The 25,902-nt window shown below is 70.0% G+C and carries 7 protein-coding genes; 5 read left to right on the forward strand and 2 right to left on the reverse strand.

Annotation, left to right across the window (positions count from 1 at the left end; all coding sequences use genetic code 11):
* Window positions 1-32 precede the first annotated feature (32 nt).
* The gene (locus tag BJ998_RS31315) at window positions 33-15,071 is read left to right on the forward strand and encodes a type I polyketide synthase (RefSeq protein WP_184866927.1); all 15,039 of its coding nucleotides are present in this window, start codon (window positions 33-35) and stop codon (window positions 15,069-15,071) included.
* Window positions 15,068-20,845: an SDR family NAD(P)-dependent oxidoreductase gene (locus BJ998_RS31320; protein ID WP_376775942.1), complete on the forward strand. Its 5,778-nt coding sequence runs from the start codon at window positions 15,068-15,070 to the stop codon at window positions 20,843-20,845. Before BJ998_RS31315 ends, BJ998_RS31320 begins: the two co-directional genes overlap by 4 nt.
* 410 nt (window positions 20,846-21,255) lie before the next feature.
* Here BJ998_RS31320 and BJ998_RS31325 read toward each other — a convergent pair whose 3' ends face one another.
* Window positions 21,256-21,672, reverse strand: coding sequence for an SRPBCC family protein (locus tag BJ998_RS31325; RefSeq protein ID WP_184866929.1), 417 nt, complete (start codon window positions 21,670-21,672; stop codon window positions 21,256-21,258).
* A gap of 227 nt (window positions 21,673-21,899) precedes the next feature.
* On the opposite strand from BJ998_RS31325, the gene BJ998_RS31330 reads away from it, so the two are divergent.
* A complete protein-coding gene (locus BJ998_RS31330) occupies window positions 21,900-22,796 on the forward strand; it encodes a proline iminopeptidase-family hydrolase (RefSeq protein ID WP_184866930.1) in 897 nt (298 codons plus the stop codon).
* 13 nt (window positions 22,797-22,809) lie between these two features.
* Window positions 22,810-23,754, forward strand: a complete 945-nt coding sequence (locus BJ998_RS31335) for an ACP S-malonyltransferase (RefSeq protein WP_184866931.1) — start codon at window positions 22,810-22,812, stop codon at window positions 23,752-23,754.
* 84 nt (window positions 23,755-23,838) lie between these two features.
* Here the strand turns inward: BJ998_RS31335 and BJ998_RS31340 are convergent, their stop codons facing one another.
* Window positions 23,839-24,087 (reverse strand): phosphopantetheine-binding protein, encoded by a 249-nt coding sequence (locus BJ998_RS31340; RefSeq protein ID WP_184866932.1) that lies wholly within the window; start codon window positions 24,085-24,087, stop codon window positions 23,839-23,841.
* Between the two features lie 191 nt (window positions 24,088-24,278).
* Between BJ998_RS31340 and BJ998_RS31345 the strand changes: the two genes are divergently transcribed.
* Window positions 24,279-25,823, forward strand: coding sequence for an AMP-binding protein (locus BJ998_RS31345; RefSeq protein ID WP_184866933.1), 1,545 nt, complete (start codon window positions 24,279-24,281; stop codon window positions 25,821-25,823).
* Window positions 25,824-25,902: the final 79 nt, after the last annotated feature.

Below are 25,902 nucleotides of genomic sequence, written 5' to 3' on the forward strand. Positions count from 1 at the left end.
GGTGACCCACTTGAAGGACGCGTGAGGCTGGGATGGCGAACGACGAGAAACTCCTCGGCTACCTCAAGAAGGTGACCGCGGAGCTGCACCAGACCCGCAGGCGACTGCACGAGGTGGAGACCGAGGAGCAGGACCCGATCGCGATCGTGGCGATGAGCTGCCGCTACCCCGGCGGCGTCACGTCGCCGGAGGACCTGTGGCGGCTGGTCGCCGACGGCGTGGACGCGATCACGCCGTTCCCCACCGACCGCGGCTGGAACCTGGACGAGTTGGGCGGCGGTGAGGACCGCGCCGGCTCCAGCTACGTCAGCAACGGCGGGTTCGTCCACGACGCCGGCGACTTCGACCCGGGCTTCTTCGGCATCTCGCCGCGCGAGGCGCTGGCCATGGACCCGCAGCAGCGACTGATGCTGCAGGTCTCGTGGGAGGCCTTCGAGCGCGCCGGCATCAACCCGCAGGCTGTTCGCGGCGAGCCGGTCGGCGTGTTCGCCGGTTCCGGCGTGCAGGACTACGAGTACGTGCTGGCGACCCAGCCCGAGATCGCCGAGGCGTACCTGACCACCGCCAACGCGGCCGCGGTGATCTCCGGCCGCATCTCGTACACGCTGGGCCTGGAGGGGCCGTCGGTCACCATCGACACCGCGTGTTCATCGTCGCTGGTGGCGCTTCACCTTGCCGCACAGGCACTTCGCAAGCGCGAGTGCACACTGGCCCTGGCCGGTGGCGTGATGGTGATGGCCACGCCCGGCCCGTTCATCGCGTTCAGCCGGCAGAAGGGGCTCGCCTTCGACGGCCGCTGCCGAGCCTTCTCCGACGACGCCGCCGGCACGGGCTGGTCCGAAGGCGCCGGCATGTTGTTGCTGGAGCGGCTTTCCGACGCGCAACGCAACGGCCATCCCGTGCTGGCGGTCGTTCGGGGTTCCGCGATCAACCAGGACGGCGCGTCGAACGGGCTGACCGCGCCCAACGGTCTGGCCCAGCAGCGGGTGATTCGGCAGGCGCTGGCCAACGCGCAGGTCTCGGCGTCGCAGATCGACCTGGTCGAGGGACACGGCACCGGGACGACTCTCGGCGACCCGATCGAGGCGCAGGCTTTGCTGGCCACGTATGGGCAGGGCCGGCCGGACGACCGTCCACTGTGGCTCGGCTCCATCAAGTCCAACATCGGTCACGCCCAGGCGGCGGCCGGCGTCTCCGGCATCATCAAGATGGTCATGGCGATGCGGCACGGCGTGCTGCCGAAGACGCTGCACGCCGAGAACCCGTCCACACACGTGGATTGGACGGCGGGCAACGTCAAGCTGCTCACGGAGTCCCGGCCATGGCCGGAGAGCGACCACCCGAAGCTGGCCGGCGTGTCGTCTTTCGGGGTCAGCGGCACGAATGCGCACGTGATCATCGAGGAGGCGCCAGCGATCGAGGAGACTGACGCCGCCGAGGTCGCGCCGTGGCCGGAGGGTGTGCCGCTGCCGCTGCTGGTGTCCGGGCGCAGCGCGGAGGCCCTGGCGGCGCAGGCGGAGCGCGTGTCCAATGTGGAGGGAGACCTCCTGGACATCGCCTACTCGCTGGCCACTACCCGGGCCGCGCTGGAACACCGGGCGGCAGTTGTCGCCAGCAGCAGGGAAGAGGCTCTGGAGGGGCTGTCGGAGCTGACGCTTCGCGGCGTCGCCGCCGACGTGCCGACGGCGTTCCTCTTCACCGGCCAGGGTTCGCAGCGGATCGGCATGGGGCGCGAGCTGCACAAGGCCTTTCCGGTGTTCGCGGCGGCGTGGGATGCGGCGATCGAGCCGGACGTTGCCGCCATCGTCTGGGGCGACGACCAGGACACCCTCAACCAGACCGGCAATGCCCAGCCCGCGCTGTTCGCCTTCGAGGTCGCGCTGTACCGGCTCTTCGAGTCCTGGGGCGTCAAGCCCGACTTCGTGGCCGGCCATTCCGTCGGTGAGATCGCGGCCGCCCACGTCGCGGGTGTGCTGTCGCTGGAGGATGCCCGCAAGCTCGTCTCCGCCCGTGGCAAGCTCATGCAAGCACTGCCGGCCGGCGGTGCCATGGTCGCCCTGCAAGCTTCCGAGAATGAGATCACGCTGGTCGACGGGGTGGGTATCGCCGCCGTCAACGGTCCGCAGTCGGTCGTGATCTCCGGTGACGAAGAGGCTGTTCTCGCTATCAAGGCGGAGTTCGAGGCGCGCGGCCGGAAGACCTCGCGGCTCAAGGTGTCGCACGCCTTCCACTCGCCGCTGATGGAGCCGATGCTGGCGGAGTTCCGCGGCGTCGTCGCCGGGCTCACCTTCGCCGAACCTTCGCTGCCTGTGGTCACCACCTCGGCCGGCGGCGGGCGGTGGACCGAGCCGGAGTACTGGGTCAAGCACGTCCGCGAGGCCGTGCGCTTCGCCGACGCGGTGACCAGCCTTGCGGCGCAGGGCGTGGGGCGCTTCCTGGAGATCGGGCCCGAGGGCGTGCTGACCGGCATGGCGCAGGCCTCGGTCGAGAACGCCACCCTGATCCCCGCGCTGCGCAAGGGCCGCGACGAGACGTCCGCGATCATCGCCGCGATCGGCGCCCTCTACGTGTCCGGCCTGTCCGCCGACTGGGAGGCGTTCTTCGGCGGTCACGGCGCTCGGCGCATCGACCTGCCCACCTATGCCTTCCAGAACGAGCGGTTCTGGCTGCGCGGCGACGGTGCCACCGGCGGCGACCCGGCATCGATGGGCCTCGGCGCGGCCGACCATCCGCTGCTCGGCGCCACGGTCGCCCTCGCCGATTCCGACGGCGTCGTGCTGACCGGCCGGCTGTCGGCGGGAGCCCAGCCCTGGCTGGCCGATCACGTGATCGGCACCGCCATCCTGTTCCCCGGCACCGGGTTCGTCGAGCTCACGCTGCGCGCCGGCGACCAGGTCGGCTGCGACGCGGTCGAGGAGTTGACCATCGAGGCGCCGCTGATCCTGCCCGAACGGGGCGGCGTGGCGGTGCAGGTCGTCGTCGGCGCGCCGGAAGACGGCCGGCGGACGGTCAGCATCTACTCCCGTGGCGACGATGACCTGGCCTGGACCCGGCACGCCGCCGGCGTTCTCGGCACGGCCTCGGCGGCGTTCGATCTGACGGAGTGGCCGCCGCGTGGCGCGGAGGCGATCGACGTCAGCGGCACGTACGAGGGGCTGGCCGAGGCCGGCCTCGCCTACGGGCCCACGTTCCGCGGTCTCCGGTCCGCGTGGCGGGTCGGTGACGAGGTGTACGCCGAAGTTCAGTTGCCGGAGGGCGCCGACGCCGAGCGGTTCAGTCTGCACCCCGCGTTGCTGGACGCGGCCCTGCACGTGGTTCCGCTGACCGGCGTGGTCGGCGACCAGGCGGCGCTGCCGTTCTCCTGGTCGGACGTGACGCTACTGGCCGCCGGTGCGTCCTCGCTGCGGGTCAAGGTCAAGCCCGTGGGCGAAGGCACGATCTCGTTGCAGGCTGCTGACGCCGGCGGCGCGGCGGTCGTGTCCGTCGGATCCCTGATGCTGCGGCCGGTCGCGGTCGACCAGCTCAGCGCGTCGAAGTCCGCGGAGTCCCTGTTCGGTGTCACGTGGTCGCCGATCCCGACCACGCCCGCCGACATCAGCGACGTCGAGGTGTTCGAGCCGGAAACCTCATCCCCGTACGCGGCGGCGGTCGAGACGCTGGCGAAGCTGCAGACCAGCGAGTCCCCGGTCCTGGCCGTCGTGACCCGCGGCGACCTGGCCGGCGCCGCGGTGCGCGGCCTCGTGCGGTCGGCGCAGTCGGAGAACCCGGACCGGTACGTGCTGATCGACCTGGAACCGGGCGTCGACGTCGGTTCCGTGTTGCCGGACGTGATCGGCTCCGGCGAGCCGCAGGTGATCGTGCGCGACGGCGTGGTGCAGGGCGCCCGGTTGACCCGGGTCACGCCCGAGCCGGCGACGCCGTTCGGTGCGGGCACGGTGCTGCTGACCGGAGGCACCGGCGGCCTGGGCGTGCTGTTCGCACGGCACCTCCTCAACGAGCACGGCGTGCGTAAGCTGCTGATCACCAGCCGCCGCGGCATGGACGCCCCCGGTGCTCCGGAACTCAAGGCGGAGCTGGGCGACGCGGTGACGATCGCCGCCTGCGACGTCGCCGACCGCGACGCGCTGGCCGCGTTGCTGGCGGACGTCCCCGACCTGACGGCGGTTGTGCACGTTGCCGGTGTGCTGGACGACGGTGTGATCTCCACGCTGACGCCGGAGCGGCTGGCGACGGTGTTCCGTCCCAAGGTGGACGCGGCGTGGAACCTGCACGAGCTGACCAAGGGCATGGACCTCAGTGCATTTGTACTGTTCAGTTCAGCTGCCGGTACCATCGGCGCCCCCGGCCAGGGCAACTACGCCGCCGCGAATGCGTACTTGGACGCGTTGGCGGAGCACCGGCGCGCCGAGGGCCGGCCCGGTCTGTCGCTGGCCTGGGGCCTGTGGGCCGACTCCAGCGACATGACCGACACCCTCGATGACGCCAACCGGTCGCGTATCTCGGCCGGCGGCCTCGTTGCCCTGGGCAACGACGAGGGCCTGGAGCTGTTCGACGCGGCATTGGGCGTGGACCGCGGCGCTGTTGTCCCCGTGCACCTGGACCTTGGCGCGTTGAAGGCCCGTGGCGACGAACTGCCGGCGTTGTTCCGGACGTTGGTGCCTCAGACGCGGCGGCGTTCGGTCGGAGCGAAGGCGGAATCCGGCTCGCTGCGGCGGCTGCTGGCCGCGCTGCCGCCCGAGGAGTGGGAGAGCACACTCCTCAACCTCGTGCTGACGAAGGTCGCGGCCGTGCTGGGCTTCAGCTCCGCCAAAGCGGTCGAGCCCGAGCGGGCGTTCCGCGACCTGGGCTTCGACTCGCTCGCGGCCGTCGAGCTGCGCAACACGTTGAACGCCGAGACCGGGCTGCGACTGCCGGCGACGCTGGTGTTCGACTACCCGACGCCGATCGTGCTGGCTCGCCATCTGCTGGACGAGGTCTCGGGCAGCGGCGAGGACGCCAAGATCGTCACGCCGGTCTCGACCGCCGGCTCGGACGATCCGATCGTCATCGTGTCGATGGCCTGCCGATACCCCGGCGGGGTGTCGACACCCGAGGAGCTGTGGCGGCTGGTCGCCGACGGCGTGGACGCGATCACGCCGTTCCCGGAGGATCGAGGCTGGGACACCGCCGCGCTGTTCGACCCGACCAGCGAGCGGCCCGGCACCAGCTACACCGACCAGGGCGGCTTCCTGCACACCGCCGCCGAGTTCGACCCGGCGTTCTTCGGCATCAGCCCCAACGAGGCGCTGATGATGGACCCGCAGCAGCGGCTGCTGCTGGAGGCGACCTGGGAGACGTTCGAGCGGGCCGGCATCGACCCGGCCACGCTGAAGGGCAGCGACACCGGCGTTTTCGCCGGCATGATGTACCACGACTACGCGGCCAACAGCAGCACCGGCGCCATCGCGTCCGGCCGGGTGTCCTATGTGTTCGGTCTGGAGGGGCCGGCGGTCACGATCGACACGGCGTGCTCGTCTTCGCTGGTGGCGCTGCACCTGGCGATTCAGGCGCTGCGGTCGGGGGAGTGCTCGTTGGCACTGGCCGGAGGTGTCGCCGTGATGGCGACGCCCGAGCTGTTCGTGGAGTTCTCGCGGCAGCGCGGTCTGGCCCACGACGGCCGGGCGAAGTCCTTTGCCGGCGCGACCGACGGCACCAGCTGGGGTGAGGGCGTCGGCATGCTGCTCGTGGAACGGCTGTCCGATGCCCGCCGCAACGGGCACCCGGTGCTGGCGGTGGTTCGTGGCTCGGCGGTGAACCAGGATGGTGCCTCCAACGGCCTGACCGCGCCGAACGGGCCGTCGCAGCGCCGGGTCATCCGACAGGCGCTGGCTTCGGCGGGATTGTCGGTGTCCGATGTGGACGCCGTCGAGGCGCATGGCACCGGCACGACCTTGGGTGACCCGATCGAGGCGCAGGCGCTGCTGGCGACCTACGGTCAGGATCGGGACGAGCCGCTGTGGCTGGGATCGATCAAGTCGAACATGGGCCACACGCAGGCGGCGGCTGGTGTCGCCGGCATCATCAAGATGGTCATGGCGATGCAACACGGCATCCTGCCGCAGACACTGCACGTCGATGAGCCGACTCCGCACGTGGACTGGTCCGCCGGAAACGTTCGACTGCTGACGGAGTCGCGGCCGTGGCCGCCGGTCGATCGGCCACGCCGGGCCGGTATCTCGTCGTTCGGCATCAGCGGCACCAACTCGCACGTCATCATCGAGCAGGCCCCGGCGGTTGCCCCGGTCGAGCGTGCGGAGTCGGCGCGGATCGTGCCGGTGATCGTGTCCGGCAAGACGCCCGAGGCCCTGGCCGCGCAGGCCGCTCAGTTGTCCGAAGTAGACGCATCGCCGCTGGACCTGGCGTACACGTTGCTCACGGACCGGGTCGCGTTCGAGCACCGGGCCGTCGCGCTGAGCGACTCGCTTGCGACCGGCCTGGAGGCCATCGCCGCTGGTCGGAACCGGGCCGTGGCCCGGGTGACGGGTGCGACGGCGTTCCTGTTCACCGGCCAGGGTTCGCAGCGGATCGGCATGGGGCGGGAGCTGTACGAGAAGTTCCCGGTGTTCGCGCAGGCATGGGACGAGGCCATCGCCCTGCTGGAAGCGGAGCGCGCCGCTGCCCCCGCCTCCCCCTGGTCCATCTCCTCCGCCGCTTCTGCCTTGCAGTCCGTGATCTGGGGCGACGACCAGGAGGCCCTCAACCGAACCGGCAATACCCAGCCCGCGTTGTTCGCGCTGGAAGTTGCACTGTACCGGCTAGTTCAGTCCTGGGGTCTGAAGCCGGACTTCGTGGCCGGCCACTCCGTGGGGGAGATCGCTGCCGCGCATGTCGCCGGGGTCCTTTCGCTGGAAGATGCGTGCAAGCTGGTCTCCGCTCGTGGCCGGTTGATGCAGGCGCTGCCGGCCGGCGGCGCGATGGTGGCGCTGCAGGCCGCCGAGGACGAGGTCACGCTGGTCGAGGGCGTCGGCATCGCGGCGGTCAACGGTCCGCAGTCGGTGGTGATCTCCGGCGAGGAGTCGGCCGTCCTGGCCATTCAGGCCGAGTTCGAGGCTCGCGGCCGGAAGACTTCGCGGCTGAAGGTGTCGCACGCCTTCCACTCGCCATTGATGGAGCCGATGCTGGACGAGTTCCGCGGCATCGTCGCCGGCCTGACCTTCAACGAGCCCGCGCTGGAGGTTGTCACCACCTCAGCCGGTGGTGGGGAGTGGAACCAGCCGGAGTACTGGGTCAACCACGTACGCGAGGCCGTGAGGTTCGCGGACGCGGTCAGGAACCTTGCCGAGCAAGGAGTGACCCGGTTCATCGAGGTCGGGCCGGACGGTGTGCTGGCGGGCATGGGGGCGAACTGCGTCGAGGACGCAGTGTTCGTTGCCACGCAACGCCGGGACCGTGACCAGGAGCGCGAGCTGGTTGCCGGCGTGGCGCAGGCGTTCGCCAACGGCGTCAGCGTGCACTGGAGGAAGTTCTTCGAGGGCACCGGTGCGCGGCGGGTCGAGCTGCCGACCTATCCGTTCCAGCACCAGAAGTTCTGGATCAGCACCACCAACTACATGAAGGAGGCGTGGGCCGGTGCCGCGTCGGGGCTCGGCGACGTGCTGTCGGCCGGCCTCGAGCCGGCGGAACACCCGCTGCTCGGCGCGGTCCTCGGTTCGCCGGAATCCGACGGCCTCGTGCTCACCGGCCGGCTGGAGATCGGATCCCAGTCGTGGCTGGGTGATCACGCCGTCGGCGACACGGTTCTCTTCCCCGGCACGGGAATTGTCGAACTCGTGCTGCGCGCCGCCGACCAGGTCGGTTGCGACGTCATCGAGGACCTCACCCTGGAGACCCCGCTCGTCCTTCCCGCCCGGGGCGGCGTCGCGCTCCAGCTCGTGGTCAGCGACGGCCAAGTCACCGTGTACTCGCGCGGCGACGATGATGGATCGTGGACGAAACACGCCACCGCGGTGATCGGCAAGGCCGTGGCGCCGGCCTTCGACCTGACGGCGTGGCCGCCGGCTGGTGCGGAACCCGTTGACCTGGAAGGGCTTTACGACAACCTGGCCGGCGCGGGCCTGGTGTACGGCCCGACCTTCCAGGGCCTGCACAACGCCTGGCGAGTCGGCGACGAGGTGTTCGCCGAGGTCGCGCTGCCCAACGGCACCGCCGTCGACGGTTACGGCGTGCACCCGGCGCTGCTCGACTCGGCCTTGCACGCCATCGGCCTCACCGGGATCACCGGCGAGCAGGCTGTGCTGCCCTTCGCCTGGGCGGGCGTCGCGCTGCACGCCACCGGGGCGTCCGCGCTCCGCGTGCACGTCAAGCCGACCGGTGACGGCGTCGTCACGCTGCGGGCTGCTGACCCGGCCGGTGGCCCGGTCGTGTCGGTGAATTCCCTGATGCTGCGGCCCGTTGCGGTCGAGCAGGTCGGCGCACGCCGCACCGGCGACTCGCTGTTCGGCGTCACCTGGACGCCGATCACCGCCAATCCCGTCGCTGCGGAGGGCTTCCGCATCTTCGAGCCGACCGGCGACGTCCGCGAGGCCACCTACTCGACGCTGGCGGAGCTGCAGACCGGCGAGCGGCTGGTGATCGTCACCCGCGGCGGACTGGAAGCTGCCGCCGTCGCCGGACTCGTCCGTTCGGCGCAGTCGGAGAACCCGGAACCGTTCGTGCTGGTCGACCTCGAGCCCGGCGTCGACGTGAACACCGTGCTGCCGCAGGTGATCGGCGCTGGTGAGCCGCAGGTCCGGGTCCGTGACGGTGAGTTGTTCGCCCCGCGTCTGGCCCGCGTCCCGCTGCCGGAGGCGCGGAATCCCTTCGACGGCAAGGTGCTCATCACTGGCGGCACCGGCGGCTTGGGCGCGAAGCTGGCGCGGCACCTCGTGGTTGACCACGGTGTGACGGACCTGGTGTTGACCAGCCGCCGCGGCCTGGAAGCGCCCGGTGCCGCGGAGTTGCAGTCGGAGCTCGTCGAACTCGGTGCCACGGTCACGATGGCCGCCTGCGATGCCGCAGACAAGGACTCGCTGGCCGAGGTGATCACCGACGACCTGCGGGCCGTTATCCACGTGGCCGGCGTGCTCGACGACGGTGTGATCTCCGCGCTGACGCCCGAGCGGCTGGACAAGGTGTTCCGTCCCAAGGTGGACGCGGCGTGGAACCTGCACGAGCTGACCAGGGATCTGGACCTCAGTGCATTTGTACTGTTCAGTTCAGCGGCCGGCGTGATCGGCGCGCCGGGACAGGGCAACTATGCCGCCGCGAATGCGTACTTGGATGCGTTGGCGGAGCACCGCCGCGCCGAGGGGCTGCCGGGCCTGTCGCTGGCGTGGGGTCTCTGGGACGACGGCATGGGCGACCATGTCGACACCGCGCGGATGCACCGGACCGGCGTACTCGGGCTGTCGGCGGATGAGGGCCTCGCGCTGTTCGACGCGGTCTGCGGCAGCGACGCCGCCGCGCTGGTGCCGATCCGCCTGGACATTCGGGCGCTGAACGCGGCCGGCGCCGACCGGCTGCCGCCCGTGTTCCACGGACTCGTCCGCGCCAGCCGCCGCGTCGCCGGTGGCGCGGCCGCGGCCGGTGCGCTGCAGAAGCGGATCGCCGGCGTGCCGGCGGAGGAGCGGCTGACCGCCGTGCTGGACGTGATCCGGCGCGAGGCGGCCGCGGTGCTCGGCCACGCCGGGCCGGAGGCGATCGAGCCGGAGAAGGCGTTCAACGAGCTCGGCTTCGACTCACTGTCCTCCGTGGAGTTCCGTAACGCGTTGAGCGAGGAAGCCGGCATCCGCCTGCCGGCGACGATGGTGTTCGACTACCCGACGCCGGTAGCCCTGGCCCAGTACCTTCTGGGTGAGGTGCTCGGCGGCGACGGCCGGGGCGCGGCGATCGTCGCCACCACGTCGGCGTCCGACGAGCCCATCGCGATCATCGGCATGGCCTGCCGCTACCCCGGCGGTGTGCTGTCGCCGGAGGACCTGTGGCGGCTGGTCGCCGACGGCGTGGACGCGATCTCGGAGTTCCCGACCGACCGTGGCTGGGACACCGAGCGGATCTACGACCCGAGCGGCGAACGCCCCAACACCACCTACACCCGCGAGGGCGGCTTCCTGCACCACGCCGCCGAGTTCGACCCTGCGTTCTTCGGCATCAGCCCGAACGAAGCGCTGATCATGGACCCGCAGCAGCGGCTGCTGCTGGAGACCGCGTGGGAGGCCTTCGAGCGGGCCGGCATCGACCCGGCGACGCTGAAGGGCAGCGACACCGGCGTGTTCGCCGGCATGATGTACCACGACTACGTGACCAACAACAACACGGGATCCATTGCCTCCGGCCGGGTTTCGTACGTGTTCGGGCTGGAGGGCCCGGCGGTCACCGTCGACACGGCGTGCTCGTCGTCGCTGGTCGCGCTGCACTGGGCCATCCAGGCGCTGCGCACCGGCGAGTGCTCGCTGGCGCTGGCCGGCGGCGTGACCGTGATGGCCACGCCGGAGACGTTCGTGGAGTTCAGCCGGCAGCGCGGGCTTTCGCCGGACGGCCGCTGCAAGTCCTTCGCCGGCCGGACCGACGGCACCGGTTGGGGCGAGGGCGTCGGCCTGCTGCTGGTGGAGCGGCTCTCGGACGCGCAGCGCAACGGGCACGAAGTCCTTGCCATTGTTCGGGGTTCCGCGATCAACCAGGACGGCGCCTCCAACGGCCTGACCGCGCCGAACGGTCCCGCGCAGCAGCGGGTCATCCGCCAGGCCCTGGCCAACGCGGGCCTTGCGGTGTCCGATGTGGACGCCGTCGAGGCCCATGGCACCGGCACGACTCTGGGCGACCCGATCGAGGCGCAGGCCCTGTTGGCGACCTATGGCCAGGACCGGGACGAGCCGTTGTGGCTCGGGTCGATCAAGTCGAACATGGGCCACACCCAGGCGGCGGCCGGTGTCGCCGGGATCATCAAGATGGTTATGGCGATGCGTAATGGCGTGCTGCCCAAGACCTTGCACGTCGACGAGCCGACCCCGCACGTCGACTGGACCGCCGGCAACGTCGAGCTGTTGACGGAGCCGCGGCCGTGGCCTGCTGTCGATCGACCCAGGCGTGCGGGTATCTCGTCGTTCGGTATCAGCGGAACCAATGCGCACGTGATCATCGAGCAGGTGCCGGTCGCTTCGGAGCCCGCTCGGGAGATCACGCCGCGGGTCGTGCCGTGGATCGTCTCCGGCAAGACCCGGGAGGCGCTGCGTGCGCAGGCGAGCAACCTGCTGACCAGGGTCGACGACCTGGAGCCGTTGGACGTGGCGTACTCGCTGACCGGCACCCGGGCCGCCTTCGAGCACCGGGGCGTGGTCGTCGGCGTCGACCGGGACGACCTGATCCGGGGCCTGATCGCCCTGTCGTCGGGGACTTCGGGCGCCGGTGTCGCCACCGGATCGGCGGTGAACGGCAAGACCGCGTTCCTGTTCACCGGTCAGGGTTCGCAGCAGATCGGCATGGGGCGGGAGCTGTACGAGAAGTTCCCGGTGTTCGCGCAGGCATGGGACGAGGTCATGGGCCTGCTGGACCCGGCTGCCTCTTCTGCCCCGCCTGCTGCCCCTGCTGTCTCCTCTGCGTCTTCTGCCGCGCCTGCTTCCTCCGCTGCTCCTTCCGATCCTTCCGCTTCTTCCCCTGCAGCCTCCTTGCGCGACGTCATTTGGGGCGGTGATCAGGACGCTCTCAACCAGACCGGGTTTGCGCAGCCCGCGCTGTTCGCGTTCGAAGTTGCACTGTACCGTCTAGTTCAGTCATGGGGTGTGCGGCCGGACTTCCTCGCCGGGCACTCGGTGGGTGAGATCGCCGCCGCGCACGTTGCCGGTGTGCTGTCGCTGGCTGATGCGTGCAAGCTCGTGTCGGCGCGGGGTCGGTTGATGCAAGCGTTGCCGGCCGGTGGGGCGATGGTGGCGCTGCAGGCCGCCGAGAACGAGATCACTCTTCGCGAGGGTGTGGGCATCGCGGCGGTCAACGGTCCGCAGTCGGTGGTGATCTCCGGCGACGAGGCCGCCGTGCTCGCCATCAAGGCGGAGTTCGAGGCGCTTGGCCGCAAGACCACGCGGTTGAAGGTGTCGCACGCGTTCCACTCCCCGTTGATGGAGCCGATGCTGGACGAGTTCCGCGAGGTCGTCGGCGGCCTGACCTTCAACGCACCGAAGATCCCGGTGGCGATCACGTCCGCCGGTGGCGGGGAGTGGTCCGAGCCCGAGTACTGGGTCAACCACGTGCGTGAGGCGGTTCGGTTCGCGGACGCGGTGACCTCGCTGCACGCGCAGGGTGCGACCAAGTTCGTGGAGATCGGCCCGGATGGTGTGCTGAGCGGGATGGCTGCGGCCTGTGTCGATGGCGGCGTGTTCGTGGCGACCCAGCGCCGGGAGCGGCCGCAGGAGCAGGAGCTCGTCGCCGGTCTCGCCCAGGCGTACGCCAACGGCGTCGCCGTCGACTGGACGAAGTTCTTCACCGGGGCCCGCAAGGTCGACCTGCCGACGTATGCCTTCCAGCACCAGCGGTTCTGGCTGCGGGCCGACCAGCTCAGCGGCGGCGGGGACGCGGCGTCGATGGGCCTGACGACCGCCGACCACCCGCTGCTCGGTGCGGCGGTTCCGCTCGCCGGTTCCGACGGAGTGGTGTTCACCGGCAGGTTGTCGGCGGGCACCCAGCCGTGGCTGGCGGATCACGTGGTCGGCGGCTCGATCTTCTTCCCTGGCACCGGGTTCGTAGAGCTCGCGGTCCGTGCCGGCGACCACGTCGGCTGCGACGTCGTCGAGGACCTGACCCTGGAGGCGCCGCTCGTGCTGCCGGATCGCGGCAGCGTGGCGATCCAGGTCGTCGTCGACGAGAACAAGAGCATCGCTGTCTACTCCCGTCCCGATGAGGAAGAGATGTGGACCCGGCACGCCACCGGCCAACTCGGCACCGGCGCTCCGGCAGTTACCACCGTCGAATGGCCACCCGCCGACGCAGAGCCGATCGACCTCGACGGCCTGTACGACAACCTCGCCGACGCCGGCCTCGCCTACGGCCCCGTGTTCCAGGGCTTGCAGACCGCGTTCAAGCGCGGCGACGAGGTGTTTGCCGAGGTCACGCTGCCCGACGACGTCGACATCGACGGCTTCGGCCTGCATCCGGCCCTGCTCGACGCCGCGCTGCACGCGATCAGCCTCACCGGCGTCACCGGCGACCAGGCCGCGCTGCCGTTCTCGTGGGGCGGCGTCGCCTTGCATGCCACCGGCGCGAAGTCCTTGCGCCTCAAGGTGAAGCCTGTCGGCGAAGGCACCGTCGAGCTGCACGCCGTCGACCCCGCCGGCGGTGCCGTCGTCACCGTGACCACGCTCGCGCTGCGGGCCGTAGCCATGGATCAGCTGACCACCAGCCGTGCCAACGACTCCCTGTTCGGTTTGACGTGGACGCCGATCACCGCCAGCCCGGCGGACATCGACGGCTGGGAGGTGTTCGAGCCGACCGGCGACGTGCGGGAAGCCACCTACGCGACGTTGGCTGAGCTGCAGAAGGAGACGCAGCTGGTGGTGGTCACCCGCGGCGGGCTTTCCGCCGCTGCTGTCACCGGCCTGGTGCGGTCGGCGTGGTCGGAAAGTCCGGGCCGCGTGGTTCTGGTGGACCTTGAGCCGGGTGCGCCACTGGACAAGCTGGCCGAAATCATCGGTTCCGGTGAGCCGCAGGTTCGTGTGCGCGGCGGAGAAATCCAAGCGGCCAGGGTCACCCGCGTTCCGATGCCGGAGCCGACGAATCCGTTCGACGGCAAGGTGTTGCTGACCGGCGGCACCGGCGGTCTCGGCGCGAAGCTGGCCCGACACCTGGTGGCCGACCACGGTGTGACGGACCTGGTTCTGACCAGCCGTCGTGGCGTCGAAGCGCCTGGTGCCAAGGAACTGCAGGCGGAACTGGAAGAACTCGGCGCGAAGGTCACGATCGCCGCGTGCGATGCGGCCGACAAGAAGTCGCTGAAGAAGGTGATCAGCAAGGACCTCAGGGCGGTCATCCACGTGGCCGGCGTCCTGGACGACGGTGTGATCTCCGCGCTGACGCCCGAGCGTCTCGACAAGGTGTTCCGCCCCAAGGTGGACGCGGCGTGGAACCTGCACGAGCTGACGAAGGGTCTGGACCTCAGCGCATTTGTACTGTTCAGTTCAGCTGCCGGCACACTCGGCACGCCGGGCCAGGGCAATTACGCCGCCGCGAATGCGTACTTGGATGCGTTGGCCGAACTTCGTCGTGACGAGGGACTGCCGGCGGTGTCGTTGGCGTGGGGTCTCTGGGACGACGGCATGGGCGGCGATCACGCCGACACCGCCCGCATGCAGAAGTCCGGCGTCCTGGGGCTCACCACCGAGGAGGGCCTGGCGCTGTTCGACGCCACCTGCGGCAGTGAAATGCCGGTGCTGATGCCGATCCGCATCGACGTCCGGGCACTGAACGCGGCCGGCGCGGACCGGGTGCCGCCGGTGTTCCACGGCCTGATCCGGCCCACCCGCCGCGCCGCCGGCGGCGCGGCCGCCGGGTCGTTGCGGGACAAGCTGATCGGGCTGCCGATCGAGGATCGTGCCAGCACTGTGCTGGATATGGTGCGTCGGGAAGCCGCCGCCGTGCTCGGCCACGCCGGGGGAAACGCGATCGACCCCGGTCGTGCCTTCAGCGAACTCGGCTTCGACTCGCTGTCCGCGGTCGAGTTCCGCAACCAGGTCAACGCCGTGACCGGGCTGAAGCTGCCCGCCACGCTGATTTTCGACTACCCGAGCTCGCAGGCGCTCGCCGACCACCTTCTGGAGGAGTTGGCGCCGACCGTCACCGAGGGCGGCGGGGAGGAGGAGATCCGGAGGGTGCTGCAGTCCATCCCGCTGGCCCGGCTGCGGGATTCCGGCCTGATGGACAGCCTGCTCGAACTGGCCGGCGTACGCACCGAAACGGCGGCCACGACGACCGAGGACCAGCACGAGTCGATCGACGACATGGACACCGACAGCCTGATCAGCATGGCCCTGGGCGACCTGGACCTGGACGACGCCATGCGGGAAGCGTGAGTGCGATGGCCGAATCCGACAAGAAGTTGGTCGACGCGCTGCGGGCGTCGTTGAAGGAGACCGAGCGGCTGCGGGCGCAGAACCGGAAGCTGACGGCGACGATTCGGGAGCCGATCGCGATCGTGGGCATGGCCTGCCGGTACCCGGGCGGCGTGTCGTCGCCGGAGGACCTGTGGCGGCTGGTGGCGGACGGCGTGGACGCGGTGACATCGTTCCCGAAGGACCGGGGCTGGGACACGGACCGGTTGTACGACCCGACGGGTGAGCGGCCGGGCACGACGTACACGGACCAGGGCGGCTTCCTGCACAACGCGGCGGACTTCGATCCGGGCTTCTTCGGCATCTCGCCGAGGGAGGCGCTTGTGATGGACCCGCAGCAGCGCCTGCTGCTGGAGGCCACGTGGGAGGCGCTGGAGCGGGCGGGCATCGACCCGACCACGCTGAAGGGCAGCTCGACCGGCGTGTTCGCGGGCATGATGTACCACGACTACGCGGCCAACAACTCCACGGGCGCCATCGCCTCGGGTCGTGTTTCCTACACGTTCGGCCTCGAAGGACCGGCGGTCACGATCGACACGGCCTGCTCGTCGTCGCTGGTTGCACTGCACTGGGCAGTACAGGCGCTGCGAGCGGGGGACTGTTCGCTGGCGCTGGTCGGCGGGGTCGCGGTGATGGCGACGCCGGAGACGTTTGTCGAGTTCAGCAAGCAGCGCGGGCTGTCCAAGGACGGCCGGTGCAAGTCCTTCGCCGGGGCCACGGACGGCACCGGCTGGGGCGAGGGCGTCGGCATGCTGGTCGTGGAGCGACTTTCCGATGCACGCCGCAACGGCCACCAGGTGCTGGCGATCGTGCGCGGCAGCGCGATCAACCAGGACGGCGCGTCGAACGGCCTGACTGCGCCGAACGGGCCGTCGCAGCGCCGGGTGATCAAGGCGGCGCTGGCGGCCGCGCAGGTCTCCGCCGACCAGGTCGACATGGTCGAGGCGCACGGCACCGGCACGACCCTGGGCGATCCCATTGAGGCGCAGGCACTTCTGGCCACCTACGGGCAGGACCGGGACGAGCCGTTGTGGCTGGGGTCGATCAAGTCGAACATGGGCCACACGCAGGCGGCGGCCGGTGTCGCCGGCATCATCAAGGTCGTCATGGCGATCCGCAACCGGACCATGCCGAAGACACTGCACGTGGACGTGCCGACGCCGCAGGTGGACTGGACCGCCGGCAACATCGAGCTGCTGACGGAGTCGCGGCAGTGGCCGTCGGCGGATCGGCCGCGCCGGGCCGGCATCTCGTCGTTCGGTATCAGCGGCACGAACGCGCACGTGATCATCGAGGAAGCGCCGCCGGAGGAGGTTGCCGAGCGCACGGTCGCCGAGCGGCCGGTGCCGTGGATCCTGTCCGGCAAGACGCCGGAGGCGCTGGCGGACCAGGCGCTGAAGCTGTCCGAAGTGGACAATGAGCCGCTGGACGTGGCGTATTCGCTGGCGACGAGCCGGGCGGTGTTCGAGCACCGGGGCGTGATCGTCGGCACCGATGTCGACGAGCTGCGTCGGGGGGCCGTCGCCTTGGCGCAAGGCACCTCCGCGCCGGGTGTCGTGCGTGGGTCGGCCCGCGGGGCCGGCTCGACGGCGTTCCTGTTCACGGGCCAGGGCGCGCAGCGGATCGGCATGGGTCGGGAGCTGTACGAGAGCTTCCCGGTGTTCGCGGAGGCTTGGGATGAGGTTGTTGCGCATCTCGACCCGGCCCTTGGCACTGCCCGCCCCCTCCAGGACATCGTCTGGGGCGATGATCAAGAGGCCCTCAACCGGACCGGCAATGCTCAGCCCGCGTTGTTCGCGTTCGAAGTCGCACTGTACCGTCTAGTTCAGTCGTGGGGTGTTCGTCCGGGTTTCGTGGCTGGTCACTCCGTCGGTGAGATTGCCGCCGCCCACGTTGCCGGTGTGCTGTCGCTGGAAGACGCATGCAAGCTGGTGTCGGCGCGGGGCCGGTTGATGCAGGCCTTGCCCGTCGGTGGTGCGATGGTGGCGATCCAGGCCACCGAGGACGAGATCGAGCTCCGTGAAGGCGTTGGCCTCGCGGCGGTGAACGGTCCGCAGTCGATGGTGATCTCCGGCGACGAGGCCGCCGTGCTCGCTATCAAGGCGGACTTCGAGGCCCGCGGCCGGAAGACCACCCGGCTCAAGGTGTCGCACGCGTTCCACTCGCCGCTGATGGAACCGATGCTGGACGAGTTCCGCGCCGTTGTCGCCGGACTGACCTTCGCCGAGCCGAAGATCCCGGCGGTAGCCACCTCGGCCGGCGGGGGTGAGTGGTCCGAGCCGGAGTACTGGGTCAAGCACGTGCGCGAGGCGGTTCGATTCGCGGATGCGGTGACCGGGCTGGCGGCGAAGGGCGTGACCAGGTTCGTCGAGATCGGGCCGGACGGCGTGCTGACCGGGTTGGGTGCGGGCTGGGTGGACGGTGCGGTGTTCGTGGCAACCCAACGCCGCGACAAGCCGCAGGAGCGCGAGCTGGTCTCCGCCCTGGCGCAAGCGTTTGCCAACGGCGTGGACGTCGACTGGAACGCGTTCTTCGAGGGACGCGAGGCGCGGCGGGTGGACCTGCCGACATACGCCTTCCAGCACCAGACGTTCTGGCTGAGCGCGCAGGACTATCTCGCCAACTCGTGGCTCGGTGGCGGTGCGGGCGACGTGGTGTCGGCCGGGCTGGAGGGCGCCGGGCACCCGTTGCTTGGCGCCGTGCTGACCGCACCGGACGGCGACGGGGTCGTGCTCACCGGCCGGCTTTCGCCGAACACCCTGCCGTGGCTGGCGGATCACGTGGTCGGCGGCTCCATCTTCTTCCCGGGCACGGGACTCGTGGAACTGGCGCTGCGCGCCGGCGAGTTCGTCGGCTGCGATGCCGTCGAGGAGTTGACGCTGGAGGCGCCGCTGGTGCTGCCGGAGCGCGGCGGCGTCGCGGTGCAGGTGCGGGTCGGTGATGACCGGCAGATCAGCGTCTTCTCGCGTGCCGACCAGGACGAGACGTGGACGCGGCACGCGACCGGCCGCCTCGGCAGCGGCGGACGGGCGGAGATCGTGGAGTGGCCGCCCGCCAACGCCGAGGCGGTCGACCTGACCGGCCACTACGACGTCCTCGCCGACGCGGGACTGGCTTACGGCCCGGTGTTCCAAGGACTTCAGGCCGCCTTCAAGCGCGGTGACGAGGTGTTCGCCGAGATCGCGCTCCCGGAGGGCGTGGAGATCGACGGCTACGGCGTGCACCCGGCGCTCCTGGACGCCGCGCTGCACGCGATCAGTCTCACCGGCGTCACCGGCGGTCAGGCCGCGCTGCCCTTCTCCTGGGCCGGCGTTTCCCTGCACGCCACCGGGGCAAGCGCGCTGCGTGTGCACGTCCGGCCGACCGGCGAGGGCGTTGTCGCGCTGCACGCCGTCGACCCGACCGGCGGCAGCGTCGTGTCGGTCGAGTCGCTGATGCTGCGCCCGGTCGCGCTGGATGCGGGGAGCACCAGGCGTGTCAACGACTCCCTGTTCGGTCTCATGTGGACGCCGATCACCGCTACACCGGCGGACACCGCCGGCTGGACGGTCTTCGAGCCGACCGGCGACGTCCGGGAGGCGACCTATGCGACGTTGGCGAAGCTGCAGAAGGAGACGCAGCTGGTGGTGGTCACCCGCGGTGGGCTCGCTGCCGCCGCTGTGACGGGCCTGGTGCGGTCGGCGTGGTCGGAGAGTCCGGGCCGGATCGTGCTCGTCGACCTCGAACCCGAGGCCCCGCTGGACAAGTTGCCGGAGATCATCGGTTCCGGCGAACCGCAGGTACGGGTGCGCGGGGGAGACCTCTACGCCGCCCGCCTGGCTCGGGTACCGGCACCGGAACCAGCTGGTCCGTTCACCGGCAAGGTCCTCATCACCGGCGGCACGGGTGGACTCGGGGCGAAGCTGGCCCGGCACCTGGTGGCCAACCACGGCGTGACGGACCTGGTGCTGACGAGCCGCCGCGGTCTGGAAGCGCCCGGGGCCAAGGAGCTTCTGGAAGAACTCGGCCCCAAGGTCACGGTCGTGGCCTGCGATGCCGCCGACCGGGAGTCGCTGGCCAAGGTGATCACGCCGGATCTGAAGGCGGTGATCCACGCGGCGGGTGTCCTGGACGACGGTGTGATCTCGGCGTTGACGCCGGAGCGGTTGGACAAGGTGTTCCGGCCGAAGGTGGACGCGGCGTGGAACCTGCACGAGCTGACCAGGGGGCTGGATCTCAGTGCGTTTGTACTGTTCAGTTCAGCTGCCGGCATGCTCGGTACGCCGGGGCAGGGCAATTACGCGGCCGCGAATGCGTACTTGGATGCGTTGGCGGAACTCCGTCGTGGCGAGGGGCTGCCGGCGGTGTCGTTGGCGTGGGGTCTCTGGGACGACGGCATGGGCGACCACGCGGACACGTCGAGGATGCAGAAGAGCGGCGTCCTGGGGCTCACCACCGAGGAGGGCCTGGCGCTGTTCGACGCGGCCTGTGCGAGCGAGAGCCCGGTGCTGGCCCCGATCCGTATCGACGTGAAGGCGCTGAACGCGGTCGGTCCCGACCGTCTGGCACCCGTCTTCCACGGGCTGATCCGCACCACACGCAAGGCGGCCGGCAAGCCGGCGGACCCGGCGGCGCTGCGCAAGCAGCTCGCGGGGCTGGACGAGGCCGGGCAGGAGACCGCGCTGCGGGATCTGGTGCTCGCCAACGCGGCCACCGTGCTGGGCCATCCCAGCCCGGACAGCGTCGACCCGGACCGTGACTTCCTGGCCTCCGGCTTCGACTCACTGACCGCGATGGAGCTGCGCAACGCCCTCAGTGCGGCGACCGGCCTGACCCTGCCGGCGATGGTCGTGTTCGACAACAAGTCACCGGCCGAGCTGGCGCGCTGGCTGCGTACTGAACTGTCCAGTACACAGAGCGAGGAGAGCAACGCCGACGAGAGCCTGAGCGACTTCTTCCGCGACTCCGTGCTCTCCGGCAACCTCCAGAAGGGCCTGACGCTGCTGCGGGCCGTCGCCGACATCCGGCCGAAGTTCACCGGCGTCGCGGACGTCGACCACCTGCCCAAGCCGGTCACGTTCGCGGAGGGAACCACCACGCCGCGGCTGATCTGCATCAGCACTCCGATGGCGCTCGGCGGCACGCACCAGCACGCCCGGGTCGCCGCCAACATCGGCGGTGGCCGGCACGTCAGCGCGTTGCCGGTGCCGGGCTTCGCCCGCGGCGAAAGCCTGCCCGCCACGGCGGAAGCGGCCGTCAGCGTGCTCGGCGAGGCCGTGACGCAGGCGGCTCAGGGTGATCCGTTCATCCTGCTCGGCTACTCCTCCGGCGGCGTGCTGGCCCACGCGACGGCGAAACACCTTGAGCGGCAAGGCATCCAGCCCGGCGGCGTCGTGCTCGTCGACACCTATCACGTCAGCGAGGGCGAGGAACGCGACGTCTTCGAGCAGCTGGCCGTTGTCCTGCTGGAGAAGGAGTCCGTGTTCGGCAAGTTCGACAGCGCGCGGCTGAGTGGCATGAACGCGTACATCGACCTGCTGCCGAGCTTCGACCTCGGCCGGATCGAGGCGCCCGTGCTGTTCCTACGGGCCGACAAGTCGTTCATGGATCCCGACGACCCGACCGACAACTGGCGCGCCGTCGCCTGGGATCCGGGGCACACCGTGGTCACCGTGCCCGGCGCCACCCACTTCACCATCGTCGAGGAGCATGCCGCGGCGACGGCCCAGGCTGTCAACGACTGGCTCTCCCGATAGGGCGGCTGTCCCCGGTCTGGGATCGGCAGACCGGGGGCGGCACGACAACAGCCCCGGCGTGACCATCACGCCGGGGCTGTTGGCAGCCCCAGGGGGTGGAGGGGGCTGCGGGACACCGGTCGCCGCGAAGGAGGGGGACGTCCGGTGGCCGGTGGCGGTGGCGGACACGGGCCGGGGGGATGGAAACCCGTGGCGGCCGCCGAACCGGCTGTGTTGCTGGGGACATCGAAGATTGGCCGGCCGGCGGCGTCGGTGGCTGCCGGATCGGCTGTGGTGGCGGGGAATTGAAGGTCTGCCGCGCGGTGGCGTCGGTGGCTGCCGGAACCGTGGCTGCCGGAACCGTTGCCGTGCCGGGAAAGCTGGTTGGCAGTAGGACCGGGGCCGCCGGCCCTACTGCCGTGTCTTCAGCCTCAGCCGGCGGCCTTGGCCAGGGCGTCGAGGCCCTCGTCGATGCCGCCACTGAGGAACTGGCCGATGGCCGCGCCCATCTCATCGCTGCCGGGCCCGTCGAGCTCGGTGCGGTGGGTGATCGTGGAGCCGCCGTTCGGGCCGGCCACGACCTTGCAGTGGGACCGCAGCGTGACGTGTTCGTCGATCTTGGTCTCCTGCGTGAAGCCCACCCCGTCGACGACGTTGACCAGGGTGAACGCGGCCGGACCCTGCTGGGCGCTGGTGATCACGCCGGTCGAGCCGCTGGCGAACGGGCCGCTGATCTCCATCTTCTCCATCCCGGCGTTCCACTCGGGCCAGGTCGCCACGTCGGTGTAGCGCGCCCAGACGGCCGAGGGGGCGGCGTCGGCGTCGATGCTGCGCTCGTAGTGCCACACGGGAGTCCTCCAGGGGAGAGTTTCATACGTACTTACGTATTAGACAAATGTACAACATGGGTGAGTGGGGCCGCAAGGGGGGAGCCACGAGCGGGTCCCGGCCCCGCGCGGAGCAGCCTAGGGACTTCGATCGAAGGGTTTCCCCACCTTCTCCGGCGCTACCGTCGACCCGCGGTGCGCCGCCGCGGGCGTTGGCGGCAAAGGACTATCGACGAGGTGGTGGAACGATGTCGCTTGCCCCCAGCGCCAAGGGGACCGTGAAGTTCGGCGATTACAAGACGTGGTACCGGGTGACGGGCGACCCCGGCTGCGGCAAGCCGGTGCTGGTCGTGGTCCACGGCGGCCCCGGCAGCACCCACGACTACCTGCTGCGCATGAGCGAACTGGCCGACCGCGGCTGGCCGGTCGTGCACTACGACCAGCTCGGCAACGGCGGGTCCACCCACCTGCCGGGGAAGGGCCCGGACTTCTGGACCCCGGAGCTGTTCGAGGCCGAGCTGACGAACCTGGTGCGGCAGCTGGGCATCGACGGCAACTATGTGCCGTTCGGACAGTCCTGGGGTGGCCTCCTCGTCGCCATGCACGCCGCGAAGCGGCCAACCGGCTTGAAGGGCCTGGTGATCGCCAACGCCCCGGCCTCGTACCCGTTGTGGCTGCAGGAGATGAAGGTCCTGCGCGACCAGCTGCCGCCCGGCGTGGACGAGGCACTGCGCCGCCACGAGGCCGAGGGCACGACCGACAGCATCGACTACTACAACACCATGCAGGCCTTCTACGAGCGGCACGTGTGCCGGCTCAAGCCGCAGCCGCGGGACCTGCAGGCCTCGTTCTACGAGATCTACAACGACCCCACCGTCTACTTCACCATGAACGGCCCCAGCGAGTTCCACGTCATCGGCACGCTCAAGGACTGGGGCGTGATTGACGTGCTGCCGCGGATCACCGTGCCTACGCTGATCATCTCGGGCCGGCACGACGAGGCCACGCCGGCCACGGTCCAGCCCTTCCAGGACCTCATCCCCGACGCCCGCTGGGAGATCTTCGAGGAGTCCAGCCACGTCCCGCACCTCGAGGAGCCGGAACTGTTCGACGACGTCATGCACACCTACCTCAGCAGCCTGTAGCGGAGACAAGCCAATGCTCACCGAGTTCACCGCGTCCGAGGCGGTCGTCTTCCCCGGCATGGGGCCGTCCCGCTTCGCCGACGTCGGCAAGTTCATGGTCATCAATCCGTACGCCCGGCGGCTGGTCGCCGAGGCCGACGAACGCCTGGGCTACTCGCTCGTGGACGCCTTCCGCGACACCGAGGGCGACTACAGCCGTCAGGCGCAGGTCAGTTTCCTGGTCAACTGCGTCGCCCTGGCCCAGTGGGCGGAAGCGGAGCTGGGCGCCAGGCCCGAGGTCTGCGTCGGCCCGAGCTTCGGCGGCAAGGCGCTGGCCGCGCACTCCGGCGCACTGTCCTTTTCGGACGCCGTGTGGATGACCGCGGAGTTCGCCCGCTGCCTGGACGAGTTCTTCGCCACGGAGTTCGCCGACGTGGTCACGCACTCGTTCGTGCGGACCCCGCTGGACATCCTCCACCAACTGTTCGCCGAGATGGACGAGCTCGGCTACTGGCACGACGTGTCCTGTCACATCGACCACGACTTCCACATGGTGTCGCTGAGCCGGGACAACCTGGAGTGGTTCCAGCAGAAGCTGCGCCGGGGTGGCGGCATGTCGCTGTACACCATGCATCCGCCGATGCACGTCAGCACGTTCGGCCCGCTGCGCAGGAAGATCCAGGCCGAGGTGTTCGACCGGTTGGAGTTCCGCGACCCGACGCTGCCGGTGGTGAACGACCAGGACGGCTCGATCGTCACCACCGGGGAGCAGGTCCGGGACATGCTGCTGGACGGCATCGTCAACACGGTCCGCTGGCCGGACGCGGTCGCGACGCTGAAGCGGCTGGGTGTGGCCAAGGTGCACATCGCCGGCCAGGACAGCCTGTTCGGCCGGGTCGCCGTGACGAACAAGAACTTCCAGGTCGTCGCCGTCGACCCGAAGCTCGCGGTCAGCCCCCGCAAGCGCACCGCCGCCTGACGAGAAGGGGGGACCGGCGAAGCCGGTCCCCCGAAACGCCGAAGCGGCCATGTCCACAGTGGACATGGCCGCTTCTGGCGGAGCTCAGGCGGCCTGCTTGAGCAGGTTGTCCAGGGCGGCCCAGAGCACGCCGGCGTTGGCGAAGGTCTCCAGGCTCAGGGCGTCGTCGACGAAGCGGACGCCGAACTCGTGCTCAAGCGCCCCGAGCAGCTCGACGGTGCCGAGCGAGTCGAGCCCCAGGTCGCGCAGGCTCGACTCCTGCGTCAGCGGCTCGTCATGAGGCAGAAAAGGCAGGTACGGGCGCAGGACTTCCTCGAACCGCGCGTCCCACATGGGTGACTCCAATCTTTTTTCCGGGCCGAATTGGTCCGGCTGTGGCCGATCTCGACGCTAAACCGCAATGCCCCCCGGTCGCTACCCCTGTCCAGCCTGACGCAAACAGGGGGCGGGATTTCCCTCGAATCTCTGGCCGATCCTTGAAATCCCCAGTACGCCCGTGTCATCCATGTCATAGAGGAGGAAGAATGAACTCATCGAGCACGACCGCGTTGCACGCGCGTTTCCTTCGTGGCCTCGCCGCTTCGCCGGACGGGGCCGCGATCCGGTTCGGCGACCAGGCGGTCAGCTACCGCCAGGCGCATGAACGGGCCCTGCTGTGGGCAGGATCACTGCACGCCGCCGGACCGCGTCCACCAGCCGTGGTCGGGGTCCTCTTCGGCAAGACGATCGAGTCCTACCAGGGCCTGCTCGCGGCTCTCTATTCCGGCGCGACGGTCGTGCCGCTCAACGTCAGCTTCCCGACGCCCCGGCTCCGCGCCATGATCGACCTGGCCGGCGTCACCGCGCTGCTCGCCGACGAGTACGGGATGGCCGTGCTGGAGGACGTGCTGGCCGGCGACACGATGCCGGTGCTGGCGATGGCCGACCCGGGCGTCGGCACGATCGAGGTCGACCCGGCGAACGCGCTGGCCCAGCCGCACCCGGTGGCCGCAACCGACACCGCGTACATGCTGTTCACCAGCGGTTCCACCGGCCGGCCGAAGGGCGTGCCGATCACCCACGGCAACACCCACCATTACTTCTCCTACCTCGACGAGCGCTTCGACTTCACCCCGGACGACGTCTTCTCGCAGACCTTCGACCTGAACTTCGACTGCGCGATGTTCGACCTGTTCTGCGCCTGGGGCGCCGGCGCCACCGTCTGCGCGATTCCGCCGCACGCCTACCGCGACATGCCGGCCTACTTCGCCGACCACAAGATCACCGTCTGGTTCTCCACGCCGTCGGCGATCGGCCTGGTCCGCCGCATGGGCGGCCTCACTCCCGGGGCCATGCCCACGCTGCGCTGGAGTTTCTTCGCCGGCGAGGCCCTGAAGTGCGCGGATGCCGCGGACTGGCAGGCGGCCGCGGTCGGCTCGACGCTGGAGAACCTGTACGGCCCGACCGAGCTGACCGTCACCATCACCGCGCACCGCTGGTCACCGGAATCCGAACGGCTGGCCGTCAACGGTGTCGTGCCGATCGGTGACCTCAATCCCGGCCACGAGCACCTGGTGATCACTCCGGACGGCGAGCCGACCGAGGACGAGGGTGAGCTGTGCATCACCGGCCCGCAGATGACGCCGGGCTACCTCGATCCCGAGGACGACAAGGGCCGCTTCCTCGAACACGGCGGCCGGACGTGGTACCGGACCGGCGACCGGGTCCGCTGGGTGTCGCCGACCGAGCTGGCGTATCTGGGCCGGCTGGATTCGCAGGTGCAGATCCACGGCCTGCGGATCGAGCTCGCGGAGATCGACAACGCGGTCCGGGCCAGCGGCGTGGAGGACGCGGTCACCGTGACCCGGGAGACCGCGGGCGGGCTGGAGCTCGTCGTCTTCTACACGGGCGAGCGCGTGCCGCCGTCCGAGCTCAACAAGCGGCTGTGCGACCGGCTGCCGCAGAGCATGGTGCCCAAGCACTACCAGCACGTCGACGAGTTCCCGCTGAACTCCAACCGCAAGGTGGACCGGCGCCGCCTGGCCGGCGTCGCGGCCGACCTGCTGACGGCGAGGGCGGGTGCACAATAGGGGTGCCAGGGGGGATGACGAACGTATGTACAAATCTTACTCTTGAGTGGTGAGGATTTAGTTCGCTGCCCGCGGGGTA

It is taken from the genome of Kutzneria kofuensis (assembly GCF_014203355.1).
In the GTDB taxonomy this organism is placed as follows: Bacteria; Actinomycetota; Actinomycetes; order Mycobacteriales; family Pseudonocardiaceae; genus Kutzneria; species Kutzneria kofuensis.

Coding starts and splice junctions, on each gene's coding strand:
- BJ998_RS31330 (WP_184866930.1), top strand. CDS start 21,900: ATGTCGCTTGCCCCCAGCGCCAAGGGGACCGTGAAGTTCGGCGATTAC.
- BJ998_RS31345 (WP_184866933.1), top strand. CDS start 24,279: ATGAACTCATCGAGCACGACCGCGTTGCACGCGCGTTTCCTTCGTGGC.
- BJ998_RS31315 (WP_184866927.1), top strand. CDS start 33: ATGGCGAACGACGAGAAACTCCTCGGCTACCTCAAGAAGGTGACCGCG.
- BJ998_RS31340 (WP_184866932.1), bottom strand. CDS start 24,087: ATGTGGGACGCGCGGTTCGAGGAAGTCCTGCGCCCGTACCTGCCTTTT.
- BJ998_RS31335 (WP_184866931.1), top strand. CDS start 22,810: ATGCTCACCGAGTTCACCGCGTCCGAGGCGGTCGTCTTCCCCGGCATG.